This is a genomic window from Chloroflexota bacterium (genome assembly GCA_035652535.1).
Lineage (GTDB): Bacteria > Chloroflexota > UBA6077 > UBA6077 > SHYK01 > DASRDP01.
Genome location: DASRDP010000094.1, coordinates 1 through 16,984, shown reverse-complemented (window position 1 = coordinate 16,984; position 16,984 = coordinate 1). Strand labels below are relative to the sequence as shown.

Here is a 16,984-nt window from a genome sequence, read left to right as displayed (position 1 = left end):
CGCGCGCGCGCCCGGTACGGCGGTGGAGGTCCTCGTGCCCGATTTCGGGGGCAACTGGGACGCCCTGGGCCTCGTCATGGACGCGCACCCCGACGTCCTCAATCACAATGTCGAGACGGTGCCCCGGCTGTACGGCCGGGCTCGACCCCGAGCGGTCTACGCACGGTCGTTGGAGCTGCTCCGCCGCGCCAAGACGCTCGATCCCGCCGCCATCACAAAGTCTGGCATCATGGTTGGCCTCGGCGAGACAGAGACTGAGCTGGAATCGACCTTCGCCGATCTGGCGTCCGCGCAGGTCGATATACTGACAATTGGGCAATATCTGCGCCCCTCCGTCTGGCATCTGCCGGTAGCCGCGTACTACCCACCGGACGCGTTCGATCGATTCCGCGAGACGGCGAAAGGTCTCGGATTTCGGCACGTCGAAGCTGGTCCGCTGGTGCGAAGCTCGTACCATGCGCACGAGCAAACCGCTGCCGCCGGGGGGGAACGCTGACCCTCCGCTCGCCGTGAGTCGCTGTCACCCGTTCGCTGGCGGCCTGTCGTCGGCCCGGGGCGCAGGAGGCTGCGGATGCGACTGCTGGACCTCTTGCAGTCGCGTCAAGAGGTCCGCCACCTCGCGATGGTCCTGGTCCTTGGTGAGGAACTGCTCGGCCGCCGTCCGGATGCTCTCCGGGTCCGAGCGCACCTTGATCTGCGCCACGGCCTCCACGTTCACGGCAACGCCCTGGTTCGTATAGAGGTCCTGCTGCGGCGATCCATCGAACGACATCAGCTCGAGCGAAAGCTCCCGCGCGGTTTGCACCATCGGCCAGATCACGCGACCGCCGCCCTGCACGATGTGCGTCCCTCCGAACCCATAGATCACGAGGGCCTGGTTCGGACCGACCTTGCGGAATATGCTCGCCAGCATGGCGAGGATGAGAATGATGGCGACGACCAGTAAGGCTGCGATGACGGCGGTGGCTGTCATTGGCACCCTCTCCTTCTAGGGCGCCCGGGCGTGTCCCAGGCGTTCGGTCAGCATCTCCTCGAACTTCTGCACGAAGGCGATCCCATGCTCCTCCCGCACGACGACGACTTCTGCCCCTCGTTCGATCGCGTCACCCGAGATGCTTCGCGCCCCAATCGCGTGGCGCGTGCCCCCCAAACTGAAGACGAGCTCGCCCGTTCCGCCCGGTCTGATAGCCACAGTGAGCCGCCCGATCGTTCCCTCGAGATCGAAGTCGTCAGCGCTGAGATAGGGTGTCTGGCCAGGAATCAGGACGCGGACCAGGACGACGAAGACGATTCCAGCGCCGACGAGACCCGTGAGGCCGGCCAGGACCGCGGCAGCCCACCCCTCGAATGCGAACGTAGAGGAGAGAACGTACCCGGCGCCGCCGAACCACGTGAGGAACGCGAGGATCGTCGCCATGTTGAGAGGCGATACGCCGCCGGCGTCCAGGTGGAAATGCCCGTGCCCGAAATCCAGATGGCCGGCGCCTCCGGGCGCGGCCTCCACCCCGCCATCCCCCGCGTGGAAGCCCGGTAGGTGCCCGATGCCCAGCGCAAAGGATGCGAAGGTGAGACCCATTGAAACCATGAAAATGATGAGGAAAACGTTCGATGGGTCCAACACGGCGTCATCATATAGACTCATATGTAGTGAGTCAACGCAGAATCGGACGCTCCGGTGCGCGAAAATGTGGGAGAGTCGCCACCGAGCGTCCCACTTGCATTGTGTGCGGGGATTCACTAAAAAGACGCGATCCATCGAATGCCAGCCAATCTCTTGCGCCGACGCCGGTTCAAGAACCTCCCGCGGCGACAACTGAGGCGAGAAAGGATGACAGGCTCCCATGGCGAAGATCCGTCTGACCCAGGAAGGGTTGGCCCGGCTCAACGCAGAGCTCGAAAATCTCACCCACGTCCGCCGGCAGGAGGTGGCCGAACGAATCAGGCAGGCCCGGGAGGAGTCGCACGGCGACTCCGGGGATAGCACGGCCTACGAAGACGCAAAGACCGAGCTGGCGCTGCTCGAACAGCGGATCGCTGAGCTCGAACGCACGCTGGCGGAGGTAGAAGTCGTCGCCGAACACGGCGAGGCGCACTCCGAGGTGGGGCTCGGCGCCCACGTCATCATCCGGGACGCGGAAGGCGAGCAGGAAGAGTACATCATCGTCGACCACTTCGAGGCAGACCCGCGGCAAGGGCGCATCTCCCAGACTTCGCCGGTCGGTCAGGCGCTCTTGGGCCACCGCGCGGGCGACCAGGTCCGCGTCGAAACGCCGGCCGGGGAGCGCGCGCTCACGATCGTGGAAGTACGCTGACGCGACGCGAGATCCGCTCATCCTGAGCCGTACTCATGGGCTTATCGCGTCGAAGGTCCAGCGCCGCCCGCCCGTGGTTCGCCAAGCTCACCACGAACGGGCTTGCTCTCGCCGCTCGCCCTGAGCCCTTCGGCTTCGCTCAGGGCAGGCCTTTCAGGGCCCCCACCCCAGCCCTCCCCCGCTGCGGCAGGGGAGGGAGCCCACTTGTTCCCTCTCCCCCGCTGCGGCAGGGGAGGGAGCCCACTTGTTCCCTCTCCCCCGCGGGGGAGAGGGTGAGGGTGAGGGGGCGGAATCTCCCCGGGAACACCGGTCGCCTAGAGGCGCGGCCGAAGCTTGGCTGACACCGAAAGCAAAACGAAGGTTCCCGTCAGTCGCCGTAATCCGCCCGCAGATTCTTCGCCCGCGGCTACAGAATGACGAGTTCCGTCCGCCGCCCTAGGAAGAGTCGCCGTTGCCCTCTTCCTTCTCCGTCGCTTGCTGCCGCAGGTACTCCTCGAGCTGGCGCACGATGTCCTCACCGCGCGGCAGGTCGACGGGGCCCTCGGCCTGTCGCTGGGGAGGCGCTTCCTCCTCGGTTGGCTCCTCGCGCGCCTCGAGCTGGCTGACGTACTGCTGGACCTCAGGATTATTGGACAGAGCCTCGTTCACCTGCCGCTCGAAGCGGCGACCGGCGCGCTCCAGCTCAGACAGCTCCAGCCCGAGCCCGTAAATGGTGTTCAAGCGCGACAGGATCGAGTGGGCCACCTTCGGGTTGGGAGACGCCGAGATGTAATGCGGAACGTTCCCCCAAATGCTCCCGACCGGGATGCCCGACTTGGTGAATACGTCGGACAGGACGCCGACGATCCCCGTTGGGCCCTCGTATCGGCTTCGCCGAAGCGCCAGCTCGGGGAACCGTGCGGTCAGATCGGGATCGGATGAGAATGCCGTCAGCCTCGGCGGGCGCGTGTGGGGCACGTCTGCGATCAGTCCGCCGAGGGAAAGCATGCTGGTGACGCCCGCCTCGTGTGCGACGTGGAGCACCTCCTCGCAGAACGTGCGCCACTTCAGGTTCGGCTCGATCCCCAACAACAGCACAAAGTCGCGATCCAGGAGCGGGTCGACGTGGTAGTAGAAGGTGTTCTCCGGCCACGTGATGGTGCGGGAAAAGTCTTCTTCGATGTGCACGTGCGGCCGAACGCGCGCGAAGTTGTAGAACTCCTCCGGGTCGATGTCAGCGAACTTTTTCGCCTTCCATCGCGTCGACAGGAACTTCACGGACGTCGTCGCGACCTCGGACGCGTCGTTCCACCCAGCGAAGGCCAGGATCAGAACGGGACGTCGAAGCTTCGGTTCCTCGATGTAGCGGACGTGTGACATGCCTTCATTGTGCTCCCGGTTCCCCCTCATTCGCAATCGGGAGAAGAATCTAGGCCAGGCCCAATTCCAGAGCCTCCGGCCCTTCGTCGATGCGCACGAGACCATCGCGAGCAAGGTTACGGCTGACGGTCTCCCATCCCGCCGGTGGTTCCGCGACGCCTGCCGCCGCCAGACGCGAGGCGATGTGCGGGAGCGGCGCGACGGCTCCCGCCGGAAGGGCGCGCAGCTCGTCGAGCAGCCGGCCCCGATAGTACCGCATGGAGCTGGCGAACGGTGGCTGTTTGCCGGGCGACCGCGGGCCCGAGGCGACGCGCCCAGCGCTCGAACACCATCGGCGAATCGGGCAGATGAGGCAGCGCGGCCGCCGGCTGAGGCAGACGGTCGCGCCGAGGTCCATGAGAGCCTGGTTCCAGTCGCTCGCGCGCCCCTCGGGAACGAGATCGCGGGCCATTTCGGCCAGGTCGCGGGGGCGCGCCGCGACCGTCGGCGAGAAGCACGCGCGAGTGATGACGCGCCGGACGTTCGTGTCCAGCGCGGGCACATCTTGCCCGTACACGATACTGAGAATCGCCCCGGCCGTATACCGGCCGATGCCCGGAAGCCGCGTGAGCGAGCCATAGTCCGCCGGGAGACAGCCCCCGTACCGCTCGACGACGACGCGCGCGAGCTCGTGCAGGTGAACGGCGCGGCGGTTGTACCCGAGCCCTGCCCAGGCGCGCACGACGTCCGAACGCTCGGCGCGCCCGAGGGCCTCGAAGGTGGGAAAGCGCTCCACGAAGGATTCGAACGCGGAGCGCACCCGGTCCACCTGCGTCTGCTGCAGCATGATCTCCGACACGAGGGTCCGGTAGGGGCTCGGTGTTCGACGCCAGGGCAGGTCGCGTCGATTGCTGGCGTACCAGTCCAGCACAGCCCTTTGGAGGTCGGGGGTGGCTGCCGCGCGGGAGCGGCCTAGGTCGCCGGAATCTTCCATGGAAGTAGCATGATTCTACCACCCGCTTCCGTTACGGACTGAGCGATTCATTGCAATCGTGTTACGGCCGTGAACGGTAACGTCGTCTAGAATTAAGCGTTGGATAAGACAGGGGGTGACTTCGTCCAGCTGCCTCGCCGTCAGCTGACCCCCAAGGATACAGTCGTTGTTTTGCGAAGTGGGCTGCCCAAGCACTGGAGGAAAATCGTGAATCGTCAACGATGGACGTCTCTCACGCGAGTAATTCCCGTGGCGATCGTGGCCGCGATGGTCGCCACGTTTCCCGTATCAACCGCCGCGCTGGCGCAGGAGGCGCCGACGGTGGCGCTCGTGCCGAGCGACACCTACGGAACGCTGCTGACGGACCCGTCCGGGTGGACGCTGTACACCTGGGATGGCGACGCGGAGGGCGCGAGCAACTGCTACGGCGACTGCGCGGCCGTATGGCCGCCGTACACCATTGACGGCGACCTCGTCCCACCCGACGGGCTGCCGGGAAGCCTCGGGGTGATTGAGCGGGACGATGGGTCGTGGCAAGTCACCCTCGACAATTGGCCTCTCTATTACTTCTCCGGGGACCAGAACCCGGGCGACACGAACGGCGACGGATCGCTCGGTTTCGGCGCCCAGTGGTATGCCACGGCGTTCGCCGCGCCGGCCGAAGCCGCGCCCGCGCCGCCACCGGCCCCGCAGCAGCCGTACGGCTACACTCCACCGCCCGCGCCACCCCCGCCCGCGGCGCGCCCTACTCCGCCGCCCGGGCTCGCGGCGCAACCGGCGAACATTCCGCCCCAGGCGCCGTCGGCTCGGCCAGCTGTGCCGGTCACGATCGCGAACTTCCAGTTCCGGCCGCCGACGCTCAACATCTCGGTCGGCGACACCGTGACCTGGACCAACAACGACTCGACGACGCACACGGCCACGGCTGACAACAGCGCGTGGGATTCCGGTCGGCTCGCGCCGGGCCAGAGCTACTCCATGATCTTCAACAATCCTGGTAGCTTCACGTACCACTGCTCGATCCACCCTAACATGCGCGGCTCGATCGTGGTCAGCGCGGGAGCCCCGAGCGGCCAGTACAACCCGAACACCTACAGTCCAAACCCCTACGGCGAGGGCCCCTTCTACAACTCGCCGGGCGAGTACGGACCGAACGTGCCGCCGCCGCCATACGACCAGTACGGCGCTCCGATTCCACCCCAGTACCCGCCATACGGGGGCCAGCCGCCCTATGCCCCGCCGCCACCCGGCGCGGGGAACTATCTGGCCACCCTCACCGTGGTGGCGCCGCCGGGCGGCAACATCTCGCTCACGTGGATCGCGACGCCGGGCGCGCAGTCCTACCGCATCTATCAAACCACGATCTCGCAGCCGCTCAACTTCAGCGTCGTGCAGACCGTCCCGCAGACGACGGGCACGCTGGCGACGAATGCGACGGTCGCGAATCTCACGCCCGGTCAGACCTATCTCTTCCAGGTCCGGGCGGTCGATCCCAACGGACTCGAGACGGTCGCCCCAGCCGCGGCGATGAACCTGCCTGGCTTCGGATCGGCGATCCTCGCGCCGCCGTCTGGCGTCACGGCGACGAATCCAACCGGAACCAGCCTCACCGTCACCTGGGCGGCCACGCCGGGCGCCGCGTCCTACCGGGTCGCCGTGTCGACCAATCCCAACGGCCCCTTCACCACAGCCGCGGGCGGCACGGTGACAGGCACGACGGCGACGATCACGGGGCTCACGCCCAACACGACCTACTACATTCAGGTCATCGCGATGGACAACGCGGGCAATCAGAGCACGCCGTCGATCACCGCGACCGCGTCCAGCGGCCCAACGGTGGCCGCGCCGACGAACGTCAGCGTGACCGCCGTGACGTCGACAACGGCCACCCTCACGTGGACCGCGGCGCCCAACGCCGCCACGTATCGCGTGACCATCTCCCTCGCACTGTCCGGCCCGTACAGCACGGCGACGGTGACCAACTCCAGCTCCACCGGGGCGACGGTGACCGGGCTCTCGCCGAGCACGCCGTACTTCTTCCAGGTCTACGCGGTCGACAACGCCGGGAACCAGAGCCTGCCCTCGAATACGGCCAACGCCATCACGACCTCCCAGTAGCGCCAAGAGCGGGCTGGAACGGAGGGGGCGGTCCGACGAGTCGGACCGCCCCCTTGCCGGTACACTGAAAGGAAGCAGCTCCTTCTGACAACAGCAGAAGACGACGGCTTCTTCACGCGCGAAAGGACGGGGATGGACAAATGGCCGCGCAACGGAAGGGGAAACCGGCCCCCACTCTTACCGCACACATGCAGGTGCTGGGCGCCGACGCTCGTGAGATCGGGGAGGTCCTGGAAATCTTTCCGGACATAGGAGACATCGAGACCTTCGGCGCCATAGGAATCCCGCCCCAGCAGGAGGGGCACGAGCCAGAGCGCTATGGGTACAGCGAGGCGATGCCCGGCCGCGGAGCCGACTACTTCACGGTTCGGCAGAGGGACGGGGCGGTCCTCTACATTCCGGTCACGGCGGTGGCCCGGGTTCAGGACGGGCGGGCGATTCTCGCCGTCGACGCGGAGAGCATCCCCGACCTCAACTGGCAGGTGCGCCCCGACGCGCTCGCGGCGCTGGAGCACGAGTACCCGGTCGACGAGGGGGGCGAACCGCAGGTCGCCTGAGCGACCGCCCCTCACCCTCTCCCCCGCGCGCGGGGGAGAGGGAAAGAGCCGGCTCCCTCCCCTGCCGCAGCCGGGAGGAGGAACAAGTCGGCTCCCTCCCCGGCCGCAGTCGGGAGGAGGAAAGAGTCGGCTCCCTCCCCTGCCGCAGCGGGGGAGGGTTGGGGTGGGGGTCCTTCGACGGGCCTGTCCTGAGCAACGCCGAAGGGCATTCAACGGCCTTGCGGACTCACCCGCCCGCGCACGATCGGGGTTGGGGCTATAGGGCGAGCGCCTGCTCCAGCGCCCGCCGCGTGAAGACCTCGGTCATCCGGCGTTTGTAGTTGGCGCTGCCGCGATGGTCGGAGGTTGGATCGGTGAGCCCCGGCACCGTCGCCGCGGCTGCCCGCAGCAGCTCGGGCGTCGGCGTTTGGCCGCGCAGCACGTCCTCGGCGGGCTTGGCCCGAATAGGGGTCGGGCCCGCCGCGTTCAGCGCGATGCGCGCGTCGTTGCAGCGGCCGTCCACCATGTCGAGGGCGACCGCCACAGCCACCGTTGGGTAGTCGTCCGCTGTGCGCGGCAGGAATTTGATGTACGCCGTCTTCGGCGGACGCTCGGGTCGGGGCACGATGACCTCGGTGATCAGCTCGCCCGGCTGCAGGACCGTCTCATAGTAGCCTTGGAAGAGGTCTTCGGCGGCAACTTCGCGCTGCCCCTTGCGGGAGGTGATCGCCACGCGCGCGTTGAGGGCGATCAGCGCGGCGGGCGGGTCCTGGTTCGGGTCGGCATGGGCAAGCCCGCCGCCGACGGTGGCGACGTTCCGAATGCGTACCGTGGCCACACGGCTGTACGCATTCGTGAGGAGTGGCCAGCTCGCGCGCGCGACGGCGCTCGTCTCCACGCTCCTGTGGGGCACGCCCGCCCCGATGTGGAGGGCGCCGTTCGCCGCGTCGAGCCGTCGCAGATCCGAGATTCCCCGGAGCGCGATCACGTGCTCGGGTCGGACGAGGCGCTGCTCCATGAGCAGGATCAGGGCCGTGCCGCCGGAGATCGGGCGAGCGTCCTCCCCGTATCGCTCCAGCAGGTCGAACGCTTCGTCGAGGGTCGATGGCGCGTGCAACTGGAAGGGGATCATCGTTTCACACCTCGCCCGCGGCGGTCTTTTCGATGGATTCGATGATCTTGTAGTAGCCCGTGCAGCGGCACAGGTTGCCCATCATCCAGTCCTTGATCTCGTCCTCGGTTGGGTGGGGATTCTCCTGGAGGAGCGCGTGGGCGGCCATGATCTGGCCCGGCGTGCAGATGCCGCACTGGAAGCCGCCGTATTTCAGGAAGCCCTTTTGAATGGGCGCCAGCTCCCCATCCTGTGCGAGGCCCTCGATGGTGCTGATCTCGGCGCCATCGGCCAGGGCCGTGAGCATGAGGCACGAGCTGACCATCTTTCCGTCAACCAGCACCGTGCAGGCGCCACAGACCCCGACGCCGCAACCCAGCTTGGTGCCCGTGAGGCCGAACTCGTAGCGAATAGTGTCGATCAGGAGCCGGTGGTCCGGCACGTCCACCTCTCTGGGCTCGCCGTTCACTCGGACGCGTACGTGCGCCGTCATCGCATCCTCCTCCGGGGCCAGCGCGGCCCCGTCGCTCGCGTGGCTGGAGGCAATGGTAGCCCAGCGCCCGGACGGGATCAAGGCGAGGCTGTGGCGGGGAGCTCCCCTCTCCTCCGCGCGTGGGGGAGGGGGTGAGCGGGACATCCCTCTCGTACAATGTGGCGCGCCCATGAGAACGACCGGAGATCCATGACCGGTGACCTCCCCAACCACCGACGAATCCGCGATGCGCCTGCCCCTCGACGGCGTGCGGGTCGTGGCCCTCGAGCAGGCGGTGGCCGCGCCGCTCTGCAGCCGCCACCTGGCCGACCTCGGCGCGGACGTCGTGAAGATCGAGCATCCGAACGGGGGCGACCTGGCGCGCCACTACGACCACGTCGTGAACGGCCTCGCCGCGCATTGGGTGTGGCTCAACCGTGGCAAGCGGAGCGTCGCCCTCGACGTGAAGCAGCCGGCCGACCACGCCGTGCTCGAGGCGCTCCTCGCGCGCGCGGACGTCTTCCTCCACAACTTCGGGCCGGGCGCCGTCGATCGCCTCGGCTTCGACTGGCCAACGATCCACGCGCGCTGGCCGCGGCTCATCTCCTGCGCCATCTCCGGCTACGGCATGGACGGGCCGTACCGGAATCGAAAGGCCTTCGACCTGCTGCTCCAGGGCGAGAGCGCCATCATCTCCGTGACCGGCACGCCCGAGGCGCCGGCCAAGGTGGGGATCTCCATCGGCGACATCGGCGCCGCCATGTACGGGCTCTCGTCCATCCTCGCGGCCCTGATCGAGCGCGAGCGCACGGGCGAGGGCCGGCTGATCGACATCTCCATGCTCGACTGCTTGAGCGAATGGATCATGCCGCCGCTGCTGTATCAGATGAAGGGGCTCGAGACGCCCCGCGCCGGCATGCGGCACGCCATGATCGTGCCCTACGGCCCGTATCGCACGGGCGACGGCGAGAGCGTGAGCCTGGCCGTGCAGACCGAGGCCCAGTGGGCGCGGCTGTGCACCGACGTCCTGCACCGGCCGGAATGGATCGAGGATCCGCGATTCCGCAGCACCCCCCTCCGCGTGCAGAACCGCGCGATCCTGGAGCCGCTGATCGAGGAGGCGCTGGCGCCGTACACACGAGCCACGGCGCAGGAAGCGCTCGAGGCGGCCGACATCCCCTACGGCGCACTCAACGACGTGGCGGACCTCCTGGCGCATCCGCAGCACGCCGCGCGCGAGCGCTGGTTCGAGGTGGGGAGCGAGGCGGGCCCGGTACCGGCCCTGGCGCACCCGTTCAATGTCGTCGGTATGCCGCGCCGAGCCGCTCGAATCCCGGCGCTCGGGGAGCACACGGATGAGGTGAAGCGCGAGCTGGGGCTGGCATAGGGGCGGAGGCTCCACACGCGCGCACTCGCCGCACGCAATGCATGCGTGTTCTGTGGCCGGGTCACGGACCATAGCATGTTACCGGTTATAACGGCCCGCACGTGGATCCCGATCACTGACCCATTGTGCGGCTTCCCTGAAGGTAAGACTTCCCCGCAAGACGGTACCACGCGTAGTATTATTGGGGCTGAACCGAGAGGAGGGGTGGTGGCGACTCGCGACAAGCGACGAGAAGCTGTCCGTCGCAACCCGAAGAATCAGCGTGACCTTATAGCTGCAACTGCAAGTCCCCAAGCAGTTGACGCCTCTGAGCAGTCCCTAATCACCGGGGAGGGATGGTGAAACTATAGCTGCAACTGTTAGTCCCAAAGCAGTTGACGCCTACATGAAGCTCCCGTATCGCATGGAAGTGTACCGGGACGGGGATTATTGGGCCGCCGAGTTCCCCCAGCTTCCGGGCCTCGCCGCGCGCGCCGAGCGGTGGGAGGACCTTGAGCGCGAGATCGAAGACGCAAAGCGCGCATGGTTCGAAACGATGATCGAGTTGGGCCGCGAGATCCCCATGCCCCGGACCGCAGAAGCCTATAGCGGCAAGCTCCAGCTCCGCCTGCCCAGGAGCCTGCACGCCCAGGCCGCCCGAGCGTCTGAGCGTGACGGGGTGAGCCTTAACACGTTCATCGTGACCACGATCGCGAAGGAGCTGGGCCAAAAACGGGGATGGACGTGACGAGCTGGCCACGAATGCAGGCGCCCTTCGGCCCGGAACCCGGCCACCTATGGATCGTGCTCGATGCGGACAGGCTCAAAGCCGTTCTCGCCAGCGATCTGAGCCCGAACAAGCGGCTGGAACAGATCGAGAGTCTGCTGGCCGGCAAAGCAGAAACTTCGGAGTAGCCACGAGGAGCGTTCACACGGGCGCCGCAGTCGATTGACGCCCGACCCGGACCCTGCATACACTGGCGGCGTCGAGCGACGCGGCTCAGGAGGCGATCACCATGGGCGATCACCGCATCTTCGTGGGGACCGAGGCGGGAGTGTTGGTCTACGCCGACGAGGACGAGACATGGCGCCTCGACCGCACGACCCTCGAGGGCAAGCGCGCCGCCGCCATCCTGCCCGAGCCTCGGACCCACGCGATCTACGCTGCCGTCCCCGGCGACGGCGTTTACGTCGCGGCCGATGGCGGCCGAGAATGGGACCGCTGCTTCGCGGGAGACGTGCGCAGCCTGGCGATCGATCCCCATGATCCCGCCGTCGTCTACGCCGGGACCGAGCCCATTGGCCTTTTTCGCTCGACCGACGTCGGCGACCACTGGAGCGAGGTAGAGGCCCTCCAGAACCTACCGCCCAGGGTTCGCGAGAAGTGGTGGTTCCCGGTGTACCCTCACGAGGGGCACGTACTCAGCATCGCCGTGGACCACCAGGACTCGCGCATCGTGTACCTCGGCCTCGAGCACGGGGGTATCGTGCGAACCGACGACGGCGGCCGAACGTGGGAAGACATCTCCGACGGCATCGAGTATCTCGACATCCACATGGTGGAGAGCGACCCGAGCCGGCCGAACGTCGTCTACGCCGCGACTGCGCGCGCCTTCTACCGAAGCGAAGACTTCGGCCGCCGCTGGGTCCTCTCCGAGGCCGGCCTGGATCGCGACTATATGCACGATTTCGTCCTGCGTCCAGGCGAGCGCTCGACCCTGTTCATGACTACCGCCAACGGCACGCCGCCGGCCTGGCTCCGGCCCACCAAGGCAGAAGCGGCCCTTTTCCGCTCTGCGGATGGCGGGCTGAGCTGGCGGCAGCTCGGCGGCGGCCTCCCATCGAGCATGGAGCGCATGGTGTGGGCCGTCGCCGGCGACCCGACCGACGACCGGGCGCTCGTCATCGGACTGGGCGACTACACCCCCAACATGCCGCCCGGGTCGGCGCCCGGCGGCGAGGTGTGGCGCAGCCCCGACTCGGGCGACACGTGGACGCGCGTGTGCGAGACGCCGTCACCCATTCGCTCGATCTGCATCGCGTCCTGACAGTGGCAGGCTCGTCAGCTCCCGGCGCGCCATGGGCGCCCCCGCGGGACGATGCCCTCACCTGGTTCAAGCCGGGCGGCTCCCTTCCGAGCGCGCCGACGCCGCTGGAATTCACCTTCGCCGTGGAGGCCTTCGCCTTCGGCGTGTCGCGGGCCCTGGAGAGCCTCTATTTCCCGCTGTACGAGGTTCGCGCGCGCCTGCTCGACGGCGAGCTGTACCTCGCGTCCGTCCCCTCGGCGATGGCCGAGCGCGATCTCCCCGCCCAGCTCTCGCGCATGCGCGACTCCGCCCTGCGCTTCACACGCAGCGTGCGCGGCTCGTGGGAGCGTCTCATCAAGCGGGAGGTCGCGGAGTACAACGACCGCCTGGCGCAGTTCGCGCCGGCCGACGCCGGCGATCGGGAGGTGGCGGCGGCGATCCTCCCGCTTCGCCGAACTCGCGCGAACCAGTGGTTCGCGGCCACGCGCGCCGTCTTCGCTCCGACGGTCATGCTCCAGGCGGGCCTGGGTCCCGGCGACGCGGGCGAGGCCCGAGCGGTCTGCATCGAGGCGCGCGCGCTGATCCACGATCGGGGAACGCCCCTCGTACGCGCGGCCCTGGAACGGGTCGGTGCGCGGCTCGCCCGCGCAGGCTGCATCGACCGGCCGGAAGACGTCGACTTGCTGGAGTACCCGGAGGTGATGAGCGCGTTGGAGACCGGCGCCGACGCGCGGCCGATCGTGAATCAGCGGAAGGCCGCCGCCAGCCACGCGGGCGCGCCGGGCCCGGACGACCTTGGACCCGACCTGCCCCCCGATGCGCCCCGGATGTATCTGCTCCGCGACGTGCTCGCCCTCGCCCTGTAGTTCGGATCGTCTGACAATTCGCTTCATCGAGGGAGGAACCCCAATGGTCGATCTCTTGCCCACAACCGTCGTCGGGAGCTATCCGCAACCGGACTGGCTCATCGACCGCGAGAAGCTTCGCGGTCGGCTCCCGCCGCGGATTCGCGCCCGCGAGCTGTGGCGAGTCGACGCGAAGTACCTCGAGCAGGCCCAGGACGACGCGACCATCCTGGCCATCGACGCCATGGAGCGCGCCGGCGTCGACATCATCAGCGACGGGGAGATTCGGCGGGAGAGCTACTCGAACCACTTCGCGACGGCCCTCGACGGCGTCGACATCGAGCGCCCGGGCACGGCGATCGACCGCACCGGCCATCCGAATCCCGTCCCGCGCGTGGTCGGCCCGATCCGGCGCAAGCGGCCCGTCGAGGTGCGCGACGTGCAGTTCCTCCGCGCCCACACCGACCGCCGCGTCAAGATCACGGTGCCCGGCCCCTTCACCATGTCTCAGCAGGCCCAGAACGACTACTACCCCGACGACCGCGCGACCGCGCTCGCCTATGCCGACGCGCTGAACGAGGAGATCCGTGAACTCTTCGCCGCCGGAGCTGACGTGGTCCAGATCGACGAGCCTTACCTCCAGGCCAAGTCCGAGCAGGCTCGAGCGTATGGCGTCGAGGCGATCAACCGGGCCATTCGGGGCATCGACGGCACGACTGCGCTCCACCTCTGCTTCGGATACGCGGCGATCGTTCCCGTCCGAGGAACGGCATACGCGTTCCTCACGGAGCTGCGCGACGCGCACGTGAAGCAGATCTCCATCGAGGCGGCGCAGGCCAACCTCGACCTCTCAGTCCTTAAGGGGCTACCCAACAAGACGATCATCCTCGGCGTTCTGGACCTGGGAGACCCCAACGTCGAAACGCCGGAGATCGTCGCGGGCCGCATCCGTCGGGGAATCGAGGTCGTGGCCCCTGACCGCCTCGTCATCGCGCCCGACTGCGGCATGAAGTACCTGCCGCGAGAAACCGCCTTCGGAAAGCTCCGCGCGATGGTGGCGGGCGCCGAGATCGTCCGACGCGAAATCAGCGGTTGACTTCCCCCTCCCCTGCCGCCGTTGGTGGCAGGGGTGAGAGCCCTCACCCAGGCACGTTGGGAGAGGCACCACTTCGGATCGCCCGGAGCACTGTCTCCGGTGACAGATGCGAGTCGCGGATGCGCGCCCCCAGGTGCAGGATCGCGTCCTCCACGGCCGCGGCGATGCACGCCATCGGTGGGATCGAGCCGCCCTCGCCCATTCCCTTCGCACCAAGGGGGCTGAAGGGCGTCGGGCATTCGACGTGCGCCAGGTCCAGCTCCGGAATGTCGGTGAACCGGGGCAGCAGGTAGTCCATGAAGGTCCCCGTAAGCAGCTGGCCCGACTCGTCGTAGGCGAAGCGCTCCGTGAGGGCCCATCCCAGGCCGTTCACCACGCCGCCCATCGTCTGGCCCTGCACGATCATGGGGTTTAACAAGCGTCCGCAGTCTTCGACCGACACGTACTTGAGCACCTTCACCGCGCCCGTCTCCGTGTCCACTTCCACGATCGCGCCGTGGCAGAGCACGGTGAACGTGGCGGCGCCCCGGCGCTCGGCCCGGGCGCCGGGGTTCACGTTCGGCCAGCTCCACAGGAAGGTCGCCTGCAGGTCGACGTCCATGCTCCCCATCGACTCCGGCGCGCGGTTTGCCTGTGTGGCAAGGTCCCGCAGGCTCAGGCGCTGGTCGGGTCCGTCTGGCCCCACGATCCAGCCGTCGCGAAACTCCAGCCGCTCTGGATCGGCGTCGAGGACGTTGGCGGCGAGCGTCTTGAGCTCGCGGGAGAGCTTCAGCGCGGCGCCGTGCACCGCGGGCGCGCCCGTCGAGGAGAACTTCGAGGCATAGGTCCCGGAGACCGGCGTATATGCCATCGTCCGCGAGTCGAGCTGGACCGTCACGTGGACGCTGCTCGGCTCCACGTCGAACCGGTCGGCGACGATCTGGGCGGCGGTCGTCTCGTGGCCCTGGCCCTGGGCGAGGGTGGGGACCTGGACACCCAGCCGCCCGTCGGGGCCAAGACGGACCGTCGCCGTGTCGATCGGCGTCGGGCCGCCCAGCTCCACAGCCATCGCCACACCCACGCCCAGGAGCCGACCGCGCGCCCGCTCCGACGCCTGATCCATGCGCATGCGCTCGTAGTCGAGCAGCTCCCGCGCCTTGCGCAGGAGCGCAGACGGGTCGCCGCTGTCGTAGACGGCGCCCGATGGCGTGCGGTACGGGTAGGCGCTCGCGGGGATGCAGTTCTTCAGCCGCAGGTCCAGCGGGTCGAGGCGCAGCTCCTGCGCGAGGCGATCGATGATCCGCTCGATGGCGAAGACGGGCTGGACGCGCATGTAGCCGCGGTTCGAGGCGACTGGGCACTTGTTCGTCAGCACGCATTTCGCCTCGACCCGCACGTTCTCGATGCCGTAGCAGCTAATGACGCCGTTTCCCAGCAGCAGGTTCAATCCGGCCGGCTCGTTGAGGCACACGTACGCGCCCTGATCGTCGATGAAGCGCATCTTGATTCCCAGAATCGTCCCATCGCGCTTCGCGGCGATCTCCATGTCGTTGATCCGGCCGTGACCGTGGTGGCTTGCGCGCAGATGCTCGAGCCGGTCCTCGATCCACTTCACCGGGCGGCCGACCTTGCGCGAGAGTATGGCGAGGAGCACCGCCCGCTGGTGGACCCACGCCTTGACGCCGAAGCTGCCGCCCACGTCCGGAATGATGAGGCGGATGTCGGCGTAATCGAGGCGCAGCGCCTGGCCGGTCGCTGTGTACCGGCCGAGGTTCCCGATGTTCGCCCAAACCGTAACCTGATCGCTGGACGGGTCCGCGCTGACGATCGCCGCCAGCCCCTCCAGCGGCGTGGAGCTGTGCCGGTGCACCACGAATCGGTCGCGCGCCACGATGTCGGCTTCGGCGAAGGCTCGCTCGACGTCGCCCGCCTCCCATACGCGGTCGAGAGCGGCGTTGCCCCCCGGCGCCTCGGGGTGGAGGAGTGGTTGGTCGGGGTCCGTCGCATGCTCGGGATCCGAGACGACAGGCAGGACCTCGTACTCGACGTCGATCGCATCGAGCGCGTCCTCGGCGACGTATCGGTCCTCCGCCGCGACGATGGCGACGATCTCGCCGGCGAAGCGCGCGCGGTCGGTCGCGATGTAGCGCCACGACCCACCGCTGGGGTAGTTTGACCCCTTCTCCGGCTCCGTCACCGCGGCGACGTCCTCGCCGGTGATCACGCCGTGCACGCCGGGCATCTCGAGGGCGCGGCGATAGTCGATCCTCACGATGCGCGCGTGGGCGTACGGGCTGCGCAACATGGCCGCGTGCAGCATGCCGGGAACCGAGATGTCATCCACATACTGCCCGGTCCCGGTCAGGAACCGCCCGTCTTCCAGGCGAGGGATGGAACGGCCGAGCCACGAGCGGCGCGCCTCGGCCGGTCCCATGGAATGTTCGGTCACGAGTCCTCCGAAGGTTCCGGGCTTGCGCACGCTGAAACCCAGCCGCGGATCGATGAGATGCGCCACACAACGGGCTGAGCATAGCTGTTTCGCGATGCGGACGCCAAGCTCCGAGCGGATCCTCCCGAGCGGAGCGGGGGATCCGTGCCCTGATCTTCGGATCCTTACAGGACATGCAGGACGAAGGATTCGGTCATGACGGTGATGCGCCAACAGATGGTATCCACTCCAAGGGCCAAGGCGGACGCTGACGTCGTCGAGTAAGAACGGGATAGGGAAGCGGATGGCCTCGTCGATGTTCGGCAGTTCGGCTTTGAGGGCGGCATACGGGGTGCGATAGT

The 16,984-nt window shown here is 67.8% G+C and carries 17 protein-coding genes; 10 read left to right on the top strand and 7 right to left on the bottom strand.

The genetic code is table 11. The features are described from left to right. Positions 1-496: lipoyl synthase (locus VFC51_11525; protein ID HZT07653.1), on the top strand; the 496-nt coding region annotated here is incomplete at its 5' end. Positions 497-520: 24 nt separating this feature from the next. Here the strand turns inward: VFC51_11525 and VFC51_11520 are convergent. Together VFC51_11520 and VFC51_11515 are read right to left on the bottom strand one after the other, a co-directional pair. Continuing rightward, positions 521-973, bottom strand: coding sequence for an SPFH domain-containing protein (locus VFC51_11520; protein ID HZT07652.1), 453 nt, complete (start codon positions 971-973; stop codon positions 521-523). A gap of 15 nt (positions 974-988) precedes the next feature. Continuing rightward, positions 989-1,621 carry a hypothetical protein gene (locus VFC51_11515; GenBank protein HZT07651.1) on the bottom strand — a complete coding sequence of 211 codons (633 nt, stop codon included), beginning with the start codon at positions 1,619-1,621 and terminating at the stop codon, positions 989-991. 220 nt (positions 1,622-1,841) lie between these two features. Between VFC51_11515 and greA the strand changes: the two genes are divergently transcribed. Further along, positions 1,842-2,312 carry a transcription elongation factor GreA gene (gene greA, locus VFC51_11510; GenBank protein ID HZT07650.1) on the top strand — a complete coding sequence of 157 codons (471 nt, stop codon included), beginning with the start codon at positions 1,842-1,844 and terminating at the stop codon, positions 2,310-2,312. Positions 2,313-2,747: 435 nt separating this feature from the next. Here greA and VFC51_11505 read toward each other — a convergent pair whose 3' ends face one another. Continuing rightward, positions 2,748-3,671, bottom strand: a complete 924-nt coding sequence (locus VFC51_11505; protein ID HZT07649.1) for a PAC2 family protein — start codon at positions 3,669-3,671, stop codon at positions 2,748-2,750. Positions 3,672-3,720: 49 nt separating this feature from the next. After that, on the bottom strand, positions 3,721-4,644 hold the full coding sequence (locus VFC51_11500; GenBank protein ID HZT07648.1) for an A/G-specific adenine glycosylase: 924 nt from the start codon (positions 4,642-4,644) through the stop codon (positions 3,721-3,723). Positions 4,645-4,851: 207 nt separating this feature from the next. Between VFC51_11500 and VFC51_11495 the strand changes: the two genes are divergently transcribed. Further along, complete coding sequence (locus tag VFC51_11495; GenBank protein ID HZT07647.1) at positions 4,852-6,762, top strand: fibronectin type III domain-containing protein; 1,911 nt, start codon at positions 4,852-4,854, stop codon at positions 6,760-6,762. A gap of 140 nt (positions 6,763-6,902) precedes the next feature. After that, the gene (locus tag VFC51_11490) at positions 6,903-7,319 is read left to right on the top strand and encodes a hypothetical protein (GenBank protein HZT07646.1); all 417 of its coding nucleotides are present in this window, start codon (positions 6,903-6,905) and stop codon (positions 7,317-7,319) included. A 256-nt stretch (positions 7,320-7,575) separates the two neighbouring features. On the opposite strand, the gene VFC51_11485 is transcribed toward VFC51_11490, so the two are convergent. Then, positions 7,576-8,430, bottom strand: coding sequence for a xanthine dehydrogenase family protein subunit M (locus VFC51_11485; protein HZT07645.1), 855 nt, complete (start codon positions 8,428-8,430; stop codon positions 7,576-7,578). A gap of 4 nt (positions 8,431-8,434) precedes the next feature. Beyond that, a complete protein-coding gene (locus VFC51_11480) occupies positions 8,435-8,902 on the bottom strand; it encodes a (2Fe-2S)-binding protein (GenBank protein ID HZT07644.1) in 468 nt (155 codons plus the stop codon). Between the two features lie 196 nt (positions 8,903-9,098). Here VFC51_11480 and VFC51_11475 point away from each other — a divergent pair, with 196 nt between their 5' ends. The 6 genes from VFC51_11475 (at position 9,099) to VFC51_11450 (ending at position 14,215) form a co-directional block, all read left to right on the top strand. Next, entirely contained in the window at positions 9,099-10,268 is a 1,170-nt protein-coding gene (locus VFC51_11475; GenBank protein HZT07643.1) for a CaiB/BaiF CoA-transferase family protein, read from the top strand. A 385-nt stretch (positions 10,269-10,653) separates the two neighbouring features. Continuing rightward, a complete protein-coding gene (locus VFC51_11470; protein ID HZT07642.1) occupies positions 10,654-10,995 on the top strand; it encodes a toxin-antitoxin system HicB family antitoxin in 342 nt (113 codons plus the stop codon). 14 nt (positions 10,996-11,009) lie between these two features. Beyond that, the gene (locus VFC51_11465; GenBank protein HZT07641.1) at positions 11,010-11,162 is read left to right on the top strand and encodes a hypothetical protein; all 153 of its coding nucleotides are present in this window, start codon (positions 11,010-11,012) and stop codon (positions 11,160-11,162) included. Between the two features lie 101 nt (positions 11,163-11,263). Continuing rightward, complete coding sequence (locus VFC51_11460; GenBank protein HZT07640.1) at positions 11,264-12,295, top strand: hypothetical protein; 1,032 nt, start codon at positions 11,264-11,266, stop codon at positions 12,293-12,295. Next, positions 12,250-13,140: a hypothetical protein gene (locus tag VFC51_11455; GenBank protein ID HZT07639.1), complete on the top strand. Its 891-nt coding sequence runs from the start codon at positions 12,250-12,252 to the stop codon at positions 13,138-13,140. The genes VFC51_11460 and VFC51_11455 overlap by 46 nt, the downstream gene beginning before the upstream one ends. Positions 13,141-13,183: 43 nt before the next feature. Beyond that, entirely contained in the window at positions 13,184-14,215 is a 1,032-nt protein-coding gene (locus tag VFC51_11450; protein HZT07638.1) for a cobalamin-independent methionine synthase II family protein, read from the top strand. Between the two features lie 43 nt (positions 14,216-14,258). Here the strand turns inward: VFC51_11450 and VFC51_11445 are convergent, their stop codons facing one another. Next, positions 14,259-16,643: a xanthine dehydrogenase family protein molybdopterin-binding subunit gene (locus tag VFC51_11445; GenBank protein ID HZT07637.1), complete on the bottom strand. Its 2,385-nt coding sequence runs from the start codon at positions 16,641-16,643 to the stop codon at positions 14,259-14,261. Positions 16,644-16,984: the final 341 nt, after the last annotated feature.